The organism is Clostridium sp. Marseille-Q2269 (assembly GCF_943736985.1).
In the GTDB taxonomy this organism is placed as follows: Bacteria; Bacillota; Clostridia; order Clostridiales; family Clostridiaceae; genus Clostridium_F.
Genome location: NZ_CALSFS010000012.1, coordinates 1 through 17759 on the forward strand (window position 1 = coordinate 1; position 17759 = coordinate 17759).

Here is a 17759-nt window from a genome sequence, read left to right on the forward strand (position 1 = left end):
TTTTTAAACAATATGGAATAGATGATTTTTACGTAGTTGTTAACAATGATAATTTAAATTTAATAAATATATTTAAAAAAAATGGTTTTGCTATGTCAAGAATATATGAAAAAAATCAAGGTAATAATATAAGTAGTAATGAAATAGTACTAAAAAAGCTAAGATATTCAAATAAAATTAAATATTATATATGAAAATAATCTTTATAAAATTTAAATAATACAAGTGCTTTTATAAACTTTAAAAGCTATGAGATTGGAGTGTACTAACATAATACTCTGACCTGATGGCTTTTTGTTATTTAATTGAAAAATTCCGTATTAGTTATATTTATAAAAATATAGAATATATATTTATAAAAGCAATTAAATGATTGTGGGAGGGATGAAAAAATGAGATACACACGATATGATATTAAGAAGAGAAATAAGTTTAATTTTACATTTTTTCTAATAATAGCATTAGTATTAGCATTAGCCTTTATATTGGGAACAGTAATATTTAATCTTGTATCACCTGGCAATATAAAAACAGGTAATTTGGCTAAAAAACAGAATGCTAATATAGTAAAATCTAAAGAAAATAAAACTAATAATTCAACCTACATAGCAATACAAAAAGGAATATATGCTAAAAAAGAGAATGTGTCTGGAGTTTTAAATAGCTTAAAACCTTATGGAAATGTATTTACCGTAGATGAGAATGGTAAAACCAGAGTTTTTTTAGGAGTATATGAAGAAGATGAAGGAATAAAACTAATGAAAAAGTTAACGGATAATAAAATAGATAATTCAAAGATGACATTTGTATTAAATAAAAAAGATTTGTGTGATGCAGAAATATCTGAGATTATTACTGCTTATATTAAGATAGTGAATAAATTATCTGAAAAAGATGTTAAATCTGTAAAAACAGAAGAAATTAAAAAATGGATGTCCTCATTAGAAAAGGTAGATAAAGACAGTGCTAATATAAAAGTTTTAAATAATCTAAAGGAGCATATAAATAAATTACCTAAAGATTTATCAAGGGATCAAGCAAGCAAAAGTTATATTTTTATTTACAATAATTTAAAACAATTGAACAATAAATAGCATCTAATTTTAAGATGCTCAGATTTTTCAAGAACCTCATGCATTTCCATGAGGTTTATTTTTTCCTTAAAAAATTCTTTAGATACTTGTTTAAGTTTTTATTAAATGATAAACTATACTAGATATAATTTTAAGGTGGGGTTGTTATGAAAAGTCCAGATAAAAGTAAAAATTTGTTAGGAGTTTTTATACTATTAGGGGCTATTTTAGGTAGCATTGCTGGTGAAATATTAGGTTCTAGCTTTACTAAGTTATCCTTTTTAAAAACCGCATATAAAGTAGGAACTACTTCACCGCTGAATTTAGATCTAAAAGTTTTAAATTTAGCTATAGGTTTAAATTTTGAGATTAATATTATGACTATAATGGGTATAATATTGGCAATAATATTATACAGGAAATAACAGGAAGTGATATCAGTGGAAAATATTATATTAGCTTCTGCATCTCAAAGACGACAAGAACTTTTAAAAAGGATAATGGAAAATTTTCAGATTATAGTAAGTGATTTTGACGAAAGTAGCATACCTTTTAAAGATGATATACCCTCTTATGTAATGAACTTAGCAGAGGGAAAAGCACGGTCTGTCTGTAAAAAGATAGATGAAAATAGTGATTTAATAATAGGGTGTGATACTATAGTAGCCTTTAACAATAAAATCTTAGGAAAACCTAAAGATAAAAAAGCGGCTATTGAAATGTTGCAAGCTTTAAGTGGCAATGACCATCAAGTATATTCTGGATTAGCTATATTAGACGTAAAGTCTAATAAGATTATAAAGGATTTTGTTTGTACTAGAGTTAAATTTTCCAAATTAACTTTTAAGCAAATAGAAGACTATGTTAATACAGGAGATCCTATGGATAAGGCAGGAGCATATGGTATTCAGGGAAAAGCAGGAATTTTTGTTGAAAATATCAATGGATGCTATTATAATGTTGTAGGCTTACCTTTGAATAAATTAAATTCTATGTTAATGGAGATGGGGGTAAATCTTTAAAAGGAGTTGTTTATTAAATGGACAATGGCTTTAAAATAAAAGATTTGCCTAAAAATGAAAGACCGCAGGAGAGACTTATAAGGTATGGAGCAGAAGCTCTTTCAAATTCAGAACTCTTGGCAGTTATTTTAAGAACTGGTACTAAAAATCAAAATATAATGATTCTTGCAAGTAATTTGATTAGAAAAACTGGTGGTTTGGATCAGCTTTTTAATCAATCTATAGAAGAATTGACTAGTATTAAAGGTATAGGGGTAACAAAAGCAGTTCAAATATTAGCATTATCAGAGCTTTCTAAAAGGTTTAAAACTTATAGATCTGGAAATGAATATAAGATAAACACGCCTTTAGATGCTTCTAATTTAGTTATGGATGATATGAAGTATTTAAAACAAGAAAAACTAAGAATACTAATTTTAAATACTAAGAATATAGTTACATATATAAAAGATGTTTTTATAGGAACTCTTAATTCGTCTGTAGTACATCCAAGGGAAATATTTTGTGAAGCAATAAAGAAAAATGGTGCATCCATAATTATATGTCATAATCATCCATCAGGGGATCCAACCCCTAGCAGGGAAGATGTAAATGTAACTTTGAGATTAAAAGAATGTGGTAGTTTAATAGGAATAGATTTATTGGATCATATAATAATTGGCGAAAATAATTATGTAAGTATGAAAGTTAAAGGTACAATATAACTAAGGAATAGAGAGGAGTAAAACTTTTATGAGATTGTTTGGTATAACTAAAGATATGGGAATAGATTTAGGTACAGCAAATACATTAGTGTATATTAAGGGAAAGGGGGTTGTTTTAAGCGAGCCCTCTGTTGTAGCTATAAATAAAGATGTAAATAGGGTTCTTGCTGTAGGTGATGAAGCAAAACAAATGATAGGTAGAACACCAGGAAATATAGTAGCTATCAGACCATTAAAAGATGGAGTAATAGCAGATTTTGATGTTACTCAGATAATGCTTAAAAAATTTATAGAGAAAGTAAGCCCAAAGGGAGGATTTACTAATCCAAGAATAGTAGTCTGTTTTCCATCAGGAGTTACAGAAGTAGAAAAAAGAGCCATTGATGAAGCAACAAAGCAAGCTGGAGCAAGAGAAGTAGTTCTTATGGAAGAACCAATGGCAGCAGCTATCGGAGCAGGACTTCCAGTTAACGAGCCTACAGGAAGTATGATAGTAGATATAGGTGGAGGAACTACAGAAGTTGCTATTATATCATTAGGTGGTATAGTAACAAGTAAATCCTTAAGAGTAGCTGGAGACGAACTAGATCAGTCTATAATAAACTACATAAAGAAAGAATATAGTTTAATGATCGGTGAAAGAACATCAGAAAATATAAAAGTAGAATTAGGTTCAGCTTATGAAACTGATGAAGATAAAATTATGGAGATAAGAGGAAGAGATCTAATAACAGGATTACCAAAGGTTATAACTATTTCTGAAAAAGAAGTTAGAGGAGCCTTAAGTGAACCGGTTATGTCAATAATAGAAGCTATAAAAACTACACTAGAAAAAACTCCACCAGAACTTGCATCTGACATAATGGATAAAGGAATAATGTTAGCTGGAGGTGGCGCATTACTTAGAGGATTAGACCGCCTTATAAATGAAGAAACCCATATGCCTGTTCATATTGCTGAATCTCCACTTGATTGTGTAGCTGTCGGTGCTGGTAAAGCATTAGATACTATAGATAAAATATTAGATAGCAAAAAATAATAGATTATGAAATTCTTTAAAAACAAACTGGCAGTAACTATAATTGTACTGTCAGTTGCCTTTTTAGTATTAATAACACAAAGTGCAGATAGAGGCAAGATGTCCTTTGTTGAAAGCGGTATAGGGTCAGTGGTTAATCCAGTTCAAGGAGTTTTTTATAAAATAAATAAAAAAATTAGAAATTCTATTGGTTTTGTTCTTAACATACCGGATGTAAAAAAAGAAAGTGTAGAATTAAGAGCAGAAAATAGTAAGCTTAAAAGTCAGCTAGCAGAGTATAGCTCTTTAAAGAGTGAAAATGATAGATTAAGAAAAATGCTTAATTTTAAAAATCAACGTTCGGAATATGACTATGTTGGTGCGGATGTAATTGGTAAAAGTGGTGGAAACTATTTAGATGAATTCACTATAAATAAGGGAACCAAAGATGGAATAGCAAAGGGTATGATTGCTATAACAAATGAAGGCTTAGTTGGGCAAGTAATAATCACAGGTGGAAATTGGGCTAAAGTTCAATCATTATCCAATGAAAACTTGGCCGTTAGTGCTATGGTAGATAGCACTAAAGAAAATAGTGGTATAGTAAAAGGTTATAAAGATAACCAGAATAATATTTTAGCAAAATTATATTTTTTACCTATAGATTCTAAGATAAAAAATAAAGACGTTATATTGACTTCTGGTCTTGGAGGTATGTATCCTAAAGGCATAAGAATAGGAGAAGTTACAAGTGTAGAAGTAGATAAGGGTAAAGTAATGAAAAATGCTACAATTAAGCCTTATGTGGATTTAACAAAAATGGAAGAGGTATTTATAGTAGTGCCTAAAAATAAAGGGGAAGTAAAATATTAAGGTGATGCATATGAAAAAGAAATTAACATTAGGGGTTATTTTGATACTACTTACCATATTAGATAATTCTCTAATGCCTTTTATAGAAATAAAAGGGGTATATCCTAGTCTTTTATTTATCTTTATAGTAAGCTATTCTATAATAAGTGATAAATGGGAATCTATTTGGGTTGGTGTTTTTGCTGGAATTCTTCAAGATTTATATTTTACTAATGTAATTGGTATGAATTCTTTAATAAATATGTTTGTTTGTTTAATATCAGCAGAAATAGGAACTAATATAATAAAAGGAAAAGTTTTAGTACCAGTTATATCTTCTTTTGTATTAAGTATATTTAAAGGAGTTTTGATATTGACTATAGCTTATTTTCTAAAGATTGATATGAACTATAGATTAATAGGGTTTAATAGTATATATAATGCCGTAATAACTATTGTTGGTTATAAAATAGTATATAATTTATCCAGGAAAAAATATATGGATAGAAAGTGGAAATTCTAAAGGAATGGTGATTTAGTCAATGAAGATAAACAAAGATAAAAAATTTACTAGATTTGGTGGCCTTATGATGGTAATGATATTTATAATTACTGCAATTATATCTAGGCTTGTTTATTTGCAATTTATAGATTCACAAGAATATATAGAAAAAGCCAACAATAAATCCATAAGAGAAATTCCAGATCCTGCTCCAAGAGGAAATATAATAGATAGGAATGGAGTAGTGTTAGCTACTAACAAGCAAAATTATATGCTTATATATAATGAAACTGCAGAAAATAAAGAAAGCTTTTTTCCTACAATGGAAAAAGTATTTAGTATATTAGATCAATATAAAGAAAAACAAACAGATGATTTTGAACTAAAAATTAATCCTTATAGATTTGAATTTAAAGCAAGTACAGCTGAAGGTAAAAGAGCAGTTGAATTAAGATTTAAAAAAGATAGAGGATTAGATGAAGAAGTTATGAAACAGTTATTTCCAGGTAAAGATAAAAAAGAAAAACAGGAATTAACAGAAGAGGATAATGCTAGAATTGATGAAGAATTATTAAAAATAACACCAGAGCAAACTTTTAAATATTTATTAAAACAATATAAAATAGATTCATCAAAATATTCTCTGGATGAACAAAGAAGATTTATGCTAGTAAAAGATGCATCAAAAATGCAAAGTTTTTCAGGATATAAATCTGTAGATGTAGCAAGCAATATAAAGAAAGAAACAGCATTTATATTTCTTCAAAAATTAAATGATTTACCAGGAATAGATGTAACTACTCAACCTATAAGAACTTATCCAAACAATGAAGTGGCATCATCAGTTTTAGGATATATATCTAAAATAAGCGGTGATGATGAAAAGTATAAGGAAAAAGGGTATGATGTTAGCTCAGATTATATAGGAATAAATGGAATAGAGGGAGTTTTTGAAGAAAGACTTAAAGGTTCTAAAGGTGGAAGAATTGTTAAGCTTAATAAAAATGGTAGAGTTATAGAAGAATTAGGAAGAAGAGAACCTTATCCAGGACAAAGCATACAGCTTACAATAGATAAAAACATACAAGCAGCTGCTGAAAAGGCTTTAGATGATACTATGAATCAGTTAAGGGCTAGAGGAGATACGGCAAATGCTACTAGGGGAGCAGCTGTAGCAGTAGATGTAGATACTGGAGAAATATTAGCCTTAGTAAGTAGGCCAGGTTTTAATCCTAATATATTTTCTACTCCAGGTGAACTAACTCCTGATAAATACAAACAATTTTTTAATCCGGATTTAGCTGAATTTGGAAAAAATTATATAAATACTAGAGGATTATCTGGAGGAGATACAGGAGCAAAATTAAATGAGTTATTTCCAATAGATAAGAGCATAAAAAATAATAAAACTATAAGACAGGATCCACATGATATATATCCTAAGCCATTATATAATTATGCTACTATGTCAATAGTACCACCAGGATCTACTTTTAAACCTATGACTGCAATAGCAGGTCTAGAAAGTGGTGCTATAGATCCAGGGTTTGGTATACAAGACAACGGTGTGTTTGATGATGGTAAGGGCTTTAATAAAAGATTTTCATTTCAATATGGTTATACTGATTTAACAAAAGCTCTAGCAGTATCAAGTAACCCATATTTTATGACAGTAGGTAGCTTATTGAGAAAAATTGGTGGAGATGATATATTAGCTAAATATGCTTGGAAATTTGGATTAGGAGTGCCACCTAATTCTAATGTGAAGCCAACAACAGGTATAGAGATACCAGAAAATTTTGGACAGGTATTTAATAAGTATACTTTAACTAATTTATATGGTCAGCAATATCTGTGGACTACTATGTCTACATTAAACGTAGGGAAAGATTCTAGAGGAAATGAATTCCCAGTTATAGATTTATATGATAGAGATTCAGATTCACAACAAGTAAAAAATATAAAAACTTCTATAAAAACATTAATAAAAGAATCTATAAAACAAGGACCTAAAAAATTTAATTCAGAACAATACAAAAAACTATTTAAGCAGTTAATGGCAGAGGATACAGCACAGAAAAATAGAAATATAACGGATAAAGATATTAACAAGATAATAGATGTTATTAGTTATATAACAATTTCAGATGCTCATTCTCAGTTAAGTCTTGGAGCAAATATGTATAATGCCTCTATTGGTCAAGGCATAAGTAGTTTTACTCCTCTGCAGTTGGCAAATTATACAGCCACTATTGCAAATGGAGGAAATAGATATAATCTTCATTTAGTAAAAAAAATATTAGATTCTGACAAAAATGTTATTCAAGATGTAAAGCCACAAATAGCAGAGAAAACAAATGTGAACCAAGGGACTCTTGAGGCAGTTAGAAGAGGTATGATAGAAGTTGCTTCTGGAGAAGGTGGTACTGCAGCTAATGCTTTTAATGATCTTCCAGTTAAAGTAGCAGCGAAAACAGGATCTGCAGATATTAGTGAAGATCAAGGGGATTTTGGAAGAACATCTTATGGTGTGCTTATAGCGTTTGCACCTATAGAAAAACCTAAAATTGCAGTTTCAGTTATTATATTTGATGGACAACATGGTTCATATGTAGCTCCTGTGGCAAATGCAATATTTAAACAATATTTTACTAATCCTAAGGATGCTAAAGCACAAAAGACTGAAACTAAAAAAGTTCCTAACTAAGATATAAACAAAGGATAATAGTTTATATATAAATTATTGCCATATAATACACAATAAAGACTAATAACTTATAATATAAAAATAAACATGGCTGTGATTTTCAGTCATGTTTATTTTTTATAAAATTACGAAAAGTTCTTAAAGTATGCTTACGAGAAAACGAAAAATAAAGAGATATAAAAAGATTATTAAAATCCCCTGTAATTTAGAACAATTTAATAAAATATTTTTAAAATTATCTGTAATTAGAAGGATTTAATAAAAATATGTTGAAATATGAATTGAGATAGTGTTTTTATAGCTACTTTGGAGGTTTTTATTTTGGAAGACAATATAGTAATAAAAGGTAACAAAGAAGGTCTTGTTGTAATTATAAATATGAATAAGTTCAGAGACTTTAATGATATGATTCATTCTTTAATACAAAAATTATCTCATGGCAAACAATTTTATAAGGGATCTACATTAAAAATATCTACGGAATTAAAGCTTATAAATGAAAAAAATTTAAGAAAGCTAAAAGATGTTCTTTTTGAAGAATTCATGATAAAAGATTGTATATTTGAAGATAAAGAAGATAAATCCAATAAACCCTTTAGTGGTATATACGAAGGTAGAACAAAATTTATAAGGAAGACTGTAAGGGGAGGACAAGTAATACGCTATAACGGTAATCTAGTTATAATTGGAGATGTTAATTCTGGAGCAGAAATATATGCAGCAGGAAATATAATAGTTTTAGGAGCCTTAAGGGGACATGTTCATGCTGGATTTACTGGAAATCATAAAGCTATAGTAGCAGCTTTTTATCTTCAGCCTTCTATACTTCAAATAGCCAATGTTATGACTAGGTCACCAGAAGATAATGTAAAACCTCAATACCCAGAAGTTGCAAAGATTAAATCAAGTATAATGGTAGTGGAACCATATCTACCAGACAAATTTATATAAATTAAGGAGGACAAATAATGGGAGAAGTGATAGTTGTTACCTCTGGTAAAGGCGGAGTAGGAAAAACAACCACATCAGCTAATATATCTACGGCCTTAGCTGCAATGGATAAAAAAGTAGTTGTTATAGATGGAGATACTGGATTAAGAAATCTTGATGTTTTAATGGGACTTGAAAATAGAATAGTATTTACTTTATTAGATGTAATAGAGGAAAGATGTAAATTAAAGCAAGCATTGATAAAGGATAAAAGATTAAATAGTTTATATCTATTACCAACAGCACAAACAAGAGATAAAGAAGATGTAAAAGTAGAAGATGTACTTAAGATAGTAAATGAACTAAAAGGTGAATTTGACTATGTAATTTTAGATTGCCCTGCTGGTATAGAAAGAGGCTTTGAAAGTGCAATAGCAGGAGCTGATAGAGCTTTAGTAGTTGTAAACCCAGAAGTAACATCTGTAAGAGATGCAGATAGAGTCATAGGAAAGTTAGATGCTAAAGGAATAGATAATCATCAGCTTATAGTAAATAGATTAAATTATGAAATGACACAAAGAGGAGATATGCTAGATATTGAAGATATAATAGATAGTTTAGCTATAAAACTTATAGGGGTGGTACCTGATGATAGAAATATAACTATAGCTACTAATAAGGGAGAACCTATAGTTTTGGATAATGGAGCCACAGCAGGACAGGCTTTCAGAAACATTGCAAAAAGAATCACTGGAGAAGATGTACCTATAATGGATTTAAGAAATAAAGAACAAGGCTTCTTTAAATCTTTTAAGAAGTTATTTGGATTAAAGTAGGAGTGATATAATAATGGATTTATTTAAGTTTTTTTCAAAACAGTCATCAAAGGATTTAGCTAAGGAAAGACTTAAACTTATATTAATACAAGATAGAAACTCCATATCTCCAGAAGTATTGGACTCTATAAGAGAAGATATGCTAAAGGTAATATCTAAATACATAGAGATAGATGACGATGATGTGGACATAAAGATGAGCAGTGTAGATGAAATAGAAGGTATGTCTCCCGCATTAATAGCCAGTATTCCAATAAAAAGAATAAAAAATAATAAATAAAAATTTAAGAATTTATTTAAGCTATGTATAAATTTATACATAGCTTTTTGCATGTGATGTGGTATAATCATATTTGTAATCGAGGGGGGATAAAATGTTTGATAAATTTTTTATAAATAAAAAACTTTTAAAAGAATTAGATTATAGTATGATTATAATTGCCGTGGCAATAATGATTTTTAGTTCTTTAAATATATATAGTGCTACTCATATGAAAAGTGGGCCAAGCTTTCTAGAAAAACAATTAATATGGTTAGTTGTGGGATTAGTTATAATTTATATAACTTTAATATTTGATTATATTATTATTGAAAACTATGCTAACATATTTTATTGGTTTACTATATTTTTGCTTATCTTAAATGATACAATTTTTAAAAAGACAGTTAACGGTGCAGGTTCTTGGATGGAAATAGGACCAGTTTCATTTCAGCCTTCAGAATTTGCTAAAATAGCTCTTATTATAATATTAGCTAAAAAACTAGATGATATGGAAGGAGAAATAAATAATTTAAGAAACTTCTTTACATTAGTTTTTTATGCTGCTATACCTATGGCATTAATTATAATTCAACCAGATATGGGAATGACCATGGTGTTCTTTTTTATTGTATTAGGTATGTTTTTTATAATAGGTTTAAATGGAAAGGTAATATCAGGAGGTATTGCTGGTCTAACAGCATTAGTAGCTATAATTTGGAATTCATCTTTGATGCCATTTTATTGGAAAAGCAGACTTACTTCATTTTTACATCCCGAAGCAGATGAATTAAATACAGGGCATCAACTTGTTCAATCTAAGATTGGAATAGGCTCTGGTGGATTTTTAGGAAAAGGATTCTTAAAAGGAACACAGGTATCTGGTGGATATATTCCCGAAGCTCATAACGATTTTATATTTTCTGTAGTAGGGGAAGAATGGGGATTTATAGGAGCAGTTGTTTTATTGATTTTTTATGGAGTACTGATCTATAAATTTATAAAAACTGCCAAAAGCTCAAAGGATATATTTGGATGTATGGTGACCGTTGGTATAACATCTTTCTTTATGTTCTCTATACTGCAAAACATAGGAATGACTATAGGAATATTACCTATCACAGGTATAACGCTACCTTTTATGAGTTATGGAGGAAGTTCTACATTAAATAACTTTTTTGCATTAGGATTAATATTGAACATAAATATGAGAAGAAAGAAAATAAACTTTTAATAATGAAGTTAATAATATTTAATAAAAATAATATTTTATAGATATAGTTTTTGGAATTGGGACTGTCCCATTAAAGAATTTAAGCACAATGTATTGTTTTATAAGTTTAAAGTTAACAAAATATATTGTGGGATTTATTCTTAGTGGGACAGTCCTATTTTTTTACAAACAATCAAAAAATTAATACAAGGAGTCTATTTAGTTAAATAAAGGTTGAACTAAATAGTTTTTTATTTTATGAAAAAATTATTATTCATATTGAAAAGTTAAGTGTTTTTTATAATATATTATGCCAAAAGTAATAAATAAATGAAAAGCTCAATATAAATAAGAATATAAAAGTATTATAGGAGTGAGTATATTGTATAATTCTCAATATGAAGAATATTATAATTCATTAAAAAATAGAAAATCTAATAATTTAAGGAATAATAATTATTCACCTGTAAGTTGGAATAATAGAAGGGAAAATTCAAATAAGAATTTTTTTCAAAAACGTATTATTAGAGATTTAGTAGGTGTATTTTTGTTGCTTGTGATTGTTTTAGGGCTAAAAGCTTTTTCTAATTCTAAAACACAAATGGTGTACAATTACTCCAAAAAGATGGTTGATCAGAATTATGATTATAAGGCTGTAATGAATAAGGCTAAAACTTTAGATGTGAAACTTTTAGAAGATAATATTTTAAAATATATAGATACTTTTAAATCTAAAGTTACAGGACAAAAGACCATAGAGGAGATAATAAGTAATGATTTTGTATTACCTGTAAATGGAAAAGTAACTTCTAAATATGGAGAAAGAGAAGATCCTATAAATAAAAAGAGAGCTTTCCATAAGGGAATAGATATAAATTCTAAAGAAAATACAAAGATAGTGGCAAGTTTTAGTGGTACAGTAAAAGAATGTGGAGAAGATAAAGAATTAGGTAAATATATAATTTTAGATCATGGACAAGGTATAGAAACTAAGTATGCACATTTAAACCAAATAAAAGTAAAGAAAGGTGAAGAAGTAGAAAAAGGGAGAAGTATAGGTAAAAGTGGGAATACTGGGAAAAGCACAGGAGCTCATTTGCACTTTGAAATAATTTATATGGGAGAGAATAAAAACCCACAGGATTATTTTGCTAATATAAAAGAATAAAAATAATGTATAGTGAATATTGTAGTAGATGTAAGCAATTTTTAAGAGGCAAATATGGTAAAAATAAATAAATATTTTATTCCTTATGTGATATTTCTATTTTATTTAGGTTATAAAGGAAGTTTCCTATTATCCATTTGTGTTGTGTTTATTCATGAGATAATTCATTATATAACAGCAAGATATTTAGGATTTACAGGTTTTAATATAGAATTTTATCCATTAGGTCTATCTTTAAAATTAGATAAACTAGAAAATGCTAATTTTAAAGAAGACTTATTAATATCATTATCAGCTCCAATAGTTAATATTTTTTCTGCCATAGTGTTCTTTATGATTTATGGAAAATTTAACAACTATAATATATATTTATTATACAAGAGTAATTTGATAATAGGTGTGTTTAATCTTATACCAGCTCTTCCGCTAGATGGTGGGAGAATATTAAGAGACATATTATGCTTTAAAACCTTTTATAGACGAGCAAATGAGATAATTATAAATGTTAGCATTGGTATAAGTGTTTTTTTTATGTTATTATATATTTTTTTATTTATGAAAGGTTATAATAATTTTAATTTAGGTATAATATCTTTATTTATAATATGGGTTTCATTAAAAGAGAAAGAAAGGGTAGCTTATATTATTATGAGACATATAGTTAAAAAACGATCTAAGTTCATAAAACGAGGATATATTGAAAATCAGAATATATCTGTTTATTATGGTAATAGTCTGCTACAGGCACTTTCACTTGTAGATAAAAGCAAATATTGTGTATTTACAGTACTAGATGATGGTATGAAGATATTAGGAACTCTATATGAAAATGAAATATTAGAAGCCTTAAAAATTTATGGTAATATAAAAATACATGAATTTATTCAGATAAAAAGCAAAAAAAAAATATAAAATGTTTTATAAGCATGGATAATACAATGGATTCTTTTATAATTGTTTTTATCCATGCTTATGTGTTAAAATGTAATAATGTGATAAACCATGAGGAGGAAATTTGATGAACAGAATATCAGATGATGTACTATTCAGAGTGGAAAAACCTGCTAGATATATAGGTGGAGAATTAAATTCTTATAATAAAGATTTAAAAGATATAGACATAAAATATGCATTTTGTTTTCCAGATGTTTATGAAGTTGGAATGTCTCATTTAGGGATGAAAATACTTTATTACATATTAAATGAAAGAAAAGACACTTTCTGTGAGAGAGTATTTGCACCTTGGCCGGATATGGAAAAAATAATGAGAGAAGAGAACATTCAACTATACGGATTGGAAAGTAAAGATCCTATAAAAGATTTTGATTTCATAGGATTTACTCTTCAATATGAGATGAGCTATACTAATATATTAAATATGTTGGATTTAGCTGGAGTTACTATAAGAGCCTCAGAAAGAGGAGAAGATGAACCTATAGTAATGTGTGGTGGACCATGTGCCTATAATCCTGAACCACTTTATGACATAGCAGATATGTTTGTTTTAGGTGAAGGAGAAGAATTAAATAGTTATATATTAGATTTGTATAAAAAATATAAAGGCAAAGGAAAGAAAAAAGAGTTTTTAAGAGAAGCATCTAAGATAAGAGGAGTATATATACCATCTCTTTATGATGTTACATATAAAGAAGACAATACAATAAAAGAAGTTAAACCTTTATTTGAGGATGTTCCTAGAAAAGTAAAAAAGGTTATTATAAATAATATAAATGACGTAGTTTATCCAGACAAATTTGTAGTACCTTATACTGATATAGTTCATGACAGAATAGTTTTAGAAACCTTTAGGGGATGTACAAGAGGATGTAGATTTTGCCAAGCTGGAATGATATATAGACCTGTACGAGAAAAGAAAACAGAAAAATTATTAGAGTTATCTGATGATTTAATAAAAAACACAGGATACGACGAAATAACGTTATCTTCTTTGAGTATATGTGACTATTCAGATATACAAAATCTTGTGTTTTCAATGGTAGAAAAACACAAAGAAGGTAAAGTAGGAGTAACACTACCTTCTTTAAGAATAGACTCTTTTTCTGTAGATTTAATAAAAGAAATTCAAAAGGTGAGAAAAACAGGACTAACTTTTGCTCCAGAAGCAGGAAGTCAAAGAATGAGAGATGTTATAAATAAAGGTGTAACTGAAGAAAATCTAATGACTTCGGTAAAAAATGCTTTTGAATCAGGATGGTCTACTATAAAATTATATTTTATGTTAGGATTGCCTTATGAGACTATAGAAGATGTTATAGGTATATCTGATTTAGGACATAAGGTTGTAGAAAAATATTATGAGATTCCAAAGGAAATAAGAAAAAAGGGTCTTAAAGTTACTGTAAGTACATCTATTTTTGTACCAAAGCCATTTACTCCATTTCAATGGGCACCACAGGATACCATGGAGAAAGTAAGAAATAAAATAGAAGTTTTAAGAGGATCTATAAAGAGTAAACAAATAACTTACAATTGGCATGAATCTTTGGTAAGTTATATGGAAGCTATATTTGCAAGGGGAGATAGAAGACTTTGCGATGTATTAATAAAGGCTTTTGAAAAAGGTGCTAGATTTGATGGGTGGAATCAATATTTCGATTTTAATATATGGAAAGAAGCATTAAAAGAATGTAATGTAGATGGCGATTTCTATGCATATAGACAAAGAGAATATGATGAAATACTTCCTTGGGATTTTATAGATACAGGGGTTTCAAAGGAATTTTTAATTAAAGAGAACGAAAGAGCTAAAAATGCAGAATTAACTCCAGATTGTAGACAGGGATGTAAAAATTGTGGAGTAAATGTTAATTTAGAAGGAGAGTGTTTTGAAGGTGCGATATTTAATTAAGTTTTCAAAAGAAGGTAATATAAAGTTTGTATGCCATCTAGACCTTCAAAGAACTCTACAGAGAAACTTTAAAAGAAGTGGATTGCCTGTAGAATATTCAAAGGGATTTAATCCTCATATAATTATGTCTTTGGCACAACCCTTATCAGTTGGATCTTACTCTATAGGAGATTATCTAGATGTGTCATTTATAGAAGAAGAGAATGAAGATGTAATTGTAGATAAATTAAACAGTACAGCTCCTTCAGGTATAAAATATTTTAAAGCTGTAAGATTAAAAGAAGGTACAAATAAAAAAGTATTTAAATCTATGGCAGCAGTGGCAGCAGCAAAATATATAATAAAGATAAAATATAATAATACAGAAAAATTAGAAGAAGAATTAAAGAAATTATTAAATATAGAAAATTGGGATATAATTAAAAAAGGCAAAAAAGGAAGTAAAAGTGTAAATATAAGACCTATGATTAAAACCATAGATTATTCTATAACTGATAATATACTGAAGATAAATACCTTAGTGAATTGTGGAAGTATACAAAATCTTTCACCAGATCTTTTGGCACAATTTATAAAAGAAAATACATCTAATGTAAAAGAAAATAGTTTTGTAGATATACAAAGAAGAGAAATATATGGTGAATATAAAAATAAACTAGTAGCTCTTTCTGATTATGCTATGTATGTTTAACTTATTTTCGTATTTATAGAAGGGAAGTGCCTTTACCATGAGAGAAGTATTTATAGAAAGGCAAAGAGATAACACAAGAGTAGTTTTAAGAGAAAACAAGCATATAAAAGAATTATATATAGAAGAAGATAATAAATCTCCCCAAGTAGGAGAGATTTATGTTGGAATGGTGAAGAACATTATTCCTGCTATAAAAAGTGCATTTGTAGATATAGGATGGAATAAAAATGCTTATCTTTATTTAGATAAAAAGTTTAATAATACTCATATAAAAAAAGGAGACTATATTTTAGTAGAGATAGTTAAAGAGGATCTTAATAAAAAAGGACCTAAGGTAACTAATGCTATAACTATACCTGGAAGATATACAGTGCTCCAAATACTCAATCATAATATAGCTTTTTCTCAAAAAATAAAAGACGAAAAAGTAAAAAAAGAAATACAAGAGAATATAATAAAGCCAGACAATGTAGGAATATTGATAAGAACAGAGGGTGTAAATACTACCATAGAGAATATAAATAATGAGATAAAGATATTATCTAAAATATATGATTCATTAATACAAAAATCTAAGTATAAGATGAATACAGGTCTTCTATTTCAAAATGGAGGAATAGTAGGGAAAATACTAAGGGATAGATTAAATGATAATATATCAAAAATCTATGTAAACTGTGAAGAAGATTATGGTTATGTAATGGAATTTTTGAAATCCTATGGAGAAAACAATGTAGATCTAAACATGTATGAAGGAGAAAGAAACATTTTAGATTATTATTCTATAGAAAAAGAAATATTTTCTCTTAGAAATAAAAAAGTTTACTTAGATTGTGGAGGATATATAATAATAGAAAAAACAGAAGCAATGTATGTTATAGATGTTAACTCAGGTAAAAATATAAAAGGTAATTCCATGGAGAAAACTATTTTTACTACTAATATAGAAGCTGCAGAAGAAATTTGTAATCAAATTATACTTAGAAATTTAAATGGCATTATTGTAATAGATTTTATAGATATGGATAATGAAAATCTTAAGGAAAAAGTTTTAGATAAATTAAAGCAAGGACTAAAAAGAGATAAAAATAAATCTGTTGTATATCCATTTACAGATTTAAATTTAGTTCAGATAGGGAGAAAAAGACAAGGTAAGACCATATATGATTATATAGAGCAGCCATGTAAATGCTGTAATGGCAAAGGGTCAATAATTAGTTTTGATTATATGAAGCTTTTACTTAGAAATGAAATAATAAACATTTCAAATATGAAAGAAATAAAGGACATATATGTAGAGATAAATAAAAGATATAAAGATTATATAGATAAGAATAAAATACAATTTATATCAGAGATTGAAGCTTTAGAAAAAAACATTTATGTAAAGTATACAGATATTCAAAACCAATATAAGGTAGAACCTTTAATATTTAAAAATCAAGTGAAAGATGTAGAAGAGTTTAAGGTTTATTAATAAAATTTCTTTACAAAGAAGTCCTACTGTGGTAAAATGGCTTTTGTAGACCGCTCAGAAGAGGTAATAAACATGATTTTCATGTGCCTTAATTGGCGAGACTGGAATGAGGAGGTGTTTTTAATGTACGCAGTTGTAGTTACTGGAGGAAAGCAATATAAAGTTGCTGAAGGTGATGTAATATACGTTGAAAAATTAACAGCTGATGTTGATTCAACAGTAGAATTAGACAATGTTCTTTTAGTAGGAAAAGACAACGGAGAAACTGTTGTTGGAAAACCAATGGTAGAAGGTGCTAAAGTTACAGTTAAAGTATTAGCACAAGGAAAAGCTAAAAAAGTTATTGTATTTAAATACAAACCAAAGAAAGACTACAGAAAGAAACAAGGTCACAGACAACCATATACAAAAATTCAAATAGAAAAAATTAATGCATAA

At 28.1% G+C, this 17759-nt stretch carries 18 protein-coding genes and 1 pseudogene; all 19 read left to right on the forward strand.

Features of this window, described 5'->3' with window-relative positions:
* Positions 1-194, forward strand: a pseudogene (locus NGI68_RS12500) (GNAT family N-acetyltransferase); the annotation flags it as partial.
* Between the two features lie 198 nt (positions 195-392).
* A complete protein-coding gene (locus NGI68_RS12505) occupies positions 393-1094 on the forward strand; it encodes a hypothetical protein (RefSeq protein WP_251861808.1) in 702 nt (233 codons plus the stop codon).
* A 146-nt stretch (positions 1095-1240) separates the two neighbouring features.
* Entirely contained in the window at positions 1241-1498 is a 258-nt protein-coding gene (locus NGI68_RS12510) for a DUF4321 domain-containing protein (RefSeq protein ID WP_251861809.1), read from the forward strand.
* A gap of 15 nt (positions 1499-1513) precedes the next feature.
* Positions 1514-2095: a Maf-like protein gene (locus tag NGI68_RS12515; protein ID WP_251861810.1), complete on the forward strand. Its 582-nt coding sequence runs from the start codon at positions 1514-1516 to the stop codon at positions 2093-2095.
* A 17-nt stretch (positions 2096-2112) separates the two neighbouring features.
* On the forward strand, positions 2113-2799 hold the full coding sequence (gene radC / locus NGI68_RS12520; RefSeq protein ID WP_251861811.1) for a RadC family protein: 687 nt from the start codon (positions 2113-2115) through the stop codon (positions 2797-2799).
* A 28-nt stretch (positions 2800-2827) separates the two neighbouring features.
* Positions 2828-3838, forward strand: a complete 1011-nt coding sequence (locus tag NGI68_RS12525; RefSeq protein WP_251861812.1) for a rod shape-determining protein — start codon at positions 2828-2830, stop codon at positions 3836-3838.
* Positions 3839-3844: 6 nt separating this feature from the next.
* The gene (gene mreC / locus NGI68_RS12530; protein WP_251861813.1) at positions 3845-4690 is read left to right on the forward strand and encodes a rod shape-determining protein MreC; all 846 of its coding nucleotides are present in this window, start codon (positions 3845-3847) and stop codon (positions 4688-4690) included.
* 10 nt (positions 4691-4700) lie between these two features.
* Positions 4701-5192, forward strand: a complete 492-nt coding sequence (mreD, locus tag NGI68_RS12535; RefSeq protein WP_251861814.1) for a rod shape-determining protein MreD — start codon at positions 4701-4703, stop codon at positions 5190-5192.
* Between the two features lie 19 nt (positions 5193-5211).
* A complete protein-coding gene (locus NGI68_RS12540; protein ID WP_251861815.1) occupies positions 5212-7878 on the forward strand; it encodes a penicillin-binding transpeptidase domain-containing protein in 2667 nt (888 codons plus the stop codon).
* A 321-nt stretch (positions 7879-8199) separates the two neighbouring features.
* Positions 8200-8829, forward strand: coding sequence for a septum site-determining protein MinC (minC, locus tag NGI68_RS12545; protein ID WP_502799394.1), 630 nt, complete (start codon positions 8200-8202; stop codon positions 8827-8829).
* A 17-nt stretch (positions 8830-8846) separates the two neighbouring features.
* Positions 8847-9644, forward strand: coding sequence for a septum site-determining protein MinD (gene minD, locus NGI68_RS12550; protein WP_251861816.1), 798 nt, complete (start codon positions 8847-8849; stop codon positions 9642-9644).
* Between the two features lie 13 nt (positions 9645-9657).
* The gene (gene minE, locus NGI68_RS12555; protein WP_251861817.1) at positions 9658-9924 is read left to right on the forward strand and encodes a cell division topological specificity factor MinE; all 267 of its coding nucleotides are present in this window, start codon (positions 9658-9660) and stop codon (positions 9922-9924) included.
* Positions 9925-10018: 94 nt separating this feature from the next.
* The gene (rodA, locus tag NGI68_RS12560) at positions 10019-11137 is read left to right on the forward strand and encodes a rod shape-determining protein RodA (protein ID WP_251861818.1); all 1119 of its coding nucleotides are present in this window, start codon (positions 10019-10021) and stop codon (positions 11135-11137) included.
* Positions 11138-11498: 361 nt separating this feature from the next.
* Positions 11499-12284 (forward strand): M23 family metallopeptidase, encoded by a 786-nt coding sequence (locus NGI68_RS12565; protein ID WP_353505399.1) that lies wholly within the window; start codon positions 11499-11501, stop codon positions 12282-12284.
* A gap of 54 nt (positions 12285-12338) precedes the next feature.
* Positions 12339-13196 (forward strand): M50 family metallopeptidase, encoded by an 858-nt coding sequence (locus tag NGI68_RS12570; RefSeq protein ID WP_251861820.1) that lies wholly within the window; start codon positions 12339-12341, stop codon positions 13194-13196.
* Positions 13197-13302: 106 nt separating this feature from the next.
* Positions 13303-15153, forward strand: a complete 1851-nt coding sequence (locus tag NGI68_RS12575) for a TIGR03960 family B12-binding radical SAM protein (RefSeq protein ID WP_251861821.1) — start codon at positions 13303-13305, stop codon at positions 15151-15153.
* Positions 15131-15844, forward strand: a complete 714-nt coding sequence (locus NGI68_RS12580) for a TIGR03936 family radical SAM-associated protein (RefSeq protein WP_251861822.1) — start codon at positions 15131-15133, stop codon at positions 15842-15844. The genes NGI68_RS12575 and NGI68_RS12580 overlap by 23 nt, the downstream gene beginning before the upstream one ends.
* Before the next feature lie 37 nt (positions 15845-15881).
* The gene (locus tag NGI68_RS12585; RefSeq protein ID WP_251861823.1) at positions 15882-17321 is read left to right on the forward strand and encodes an Rne/Rng family ribonuclease; all 1440 of its coding nucleotides are present in this window, start codon (positions 15882-15884) and stop codon (positions 17319-17321) included.
* Between the two features lie 123 nt (positions 17322-17444).
* A complete protein-coding gene (rplU, locus tag NGI68_RS12590) occupies positions 17445-17759 on the forward strand; it encodes a 50S ribosomal protein L21 (RefSeq protein ID WP_251861824.1) in 315 nt (104 codons plus the stop codon).

Coding starts and splice junctions, on each gene's coding strand:
- NGI68_RS12575 (WP_251861821.1), top strand. CDS start 13,303: ATGAACAGAATATCAGATGATGTACTATTCAGAGTGGAAAAACCTGCT.
- mreC (WP_251861813.1), top strand. CDS start 3,845: ATGAAATTCTTTAAAAACAAACTGGCAGTAACTATAATTGTACTGTCA.
- minE (WP_251861817.1), top strand. CDS start 9,658: ATGGATTTATTTAAGTTTTTTTCAAAACAGTCATCAAAGGATTTAGCT.
- NGI68_RS12540 (WP_251861815.1), top strand. CDS start 5,212: ATGAAGATAAACAAAGATAAAAAATTTACTAGATTTGGTGGCCTTATG.
- NGI68_RS12585 (WP_251861823.1), top strand. CDS start 15,882: ATGAGAGAAGTATTTATAGAAAGGCAAAGAGATAACACAAGAGTAGTT.
- rodA (WP_251861818.1), top strand. CDS start 10,019: ATGTTTGATAAATTTTTTATAAATAAAAAACTTTTAAAAGAATTAGAT.
- NGI68_RS12510 (WP_251861809.1), top strand. CDS start 1,241: ATGAAAAGTCCAGATAAAAGTAAAAATTTGTTAGGAGTTTTTATACTA.
- NGI68_RS12525 (WP_251861812.1), top strand. CDS start 2,828: ATGAGATTGTTTGGTATAACTAAAGATATGGGAATAGATTTAGGTACA.
- radC (WP_251861811.1), top strand. CDS start 2,113: ATGGACAATGGCTTTAAAATAAAAGATTTGCCTAAAAATGAAAGACCG.
- rplU (WP_251861824.1), top strand. CDS start 17,445: ATGTACGCAGTTGTAGTTACTGGAGGAAAGCAATATAAAGTTGCTGAA.
- NGI68_RS12505 (WP_251861808.1), top strand. CDS start 393: ATGAGATACACACGATATGATATTAAGAAGAGAAATAAGTTTAATTTT.
- minD (WP_251861816.1), top strand. CDS start 8,847: ATGGGAGAAGTGATAGTTGTTACCTCTGGTAAAGGCGGAGTAGGAAAA.
- mreD (WP_251861814.1), top strand. CDS start 4,701: ATGAAAAAGAAATTAACATTAGGGGTTATTTTGATACTACTTACCATA.
- NGI68_RS12570 (WP_251861820.1), top strand. CDS start 12,339: ATGGTAAAAATAAATAAATATTTTATTCCTTATGTGATATTTCTATTT.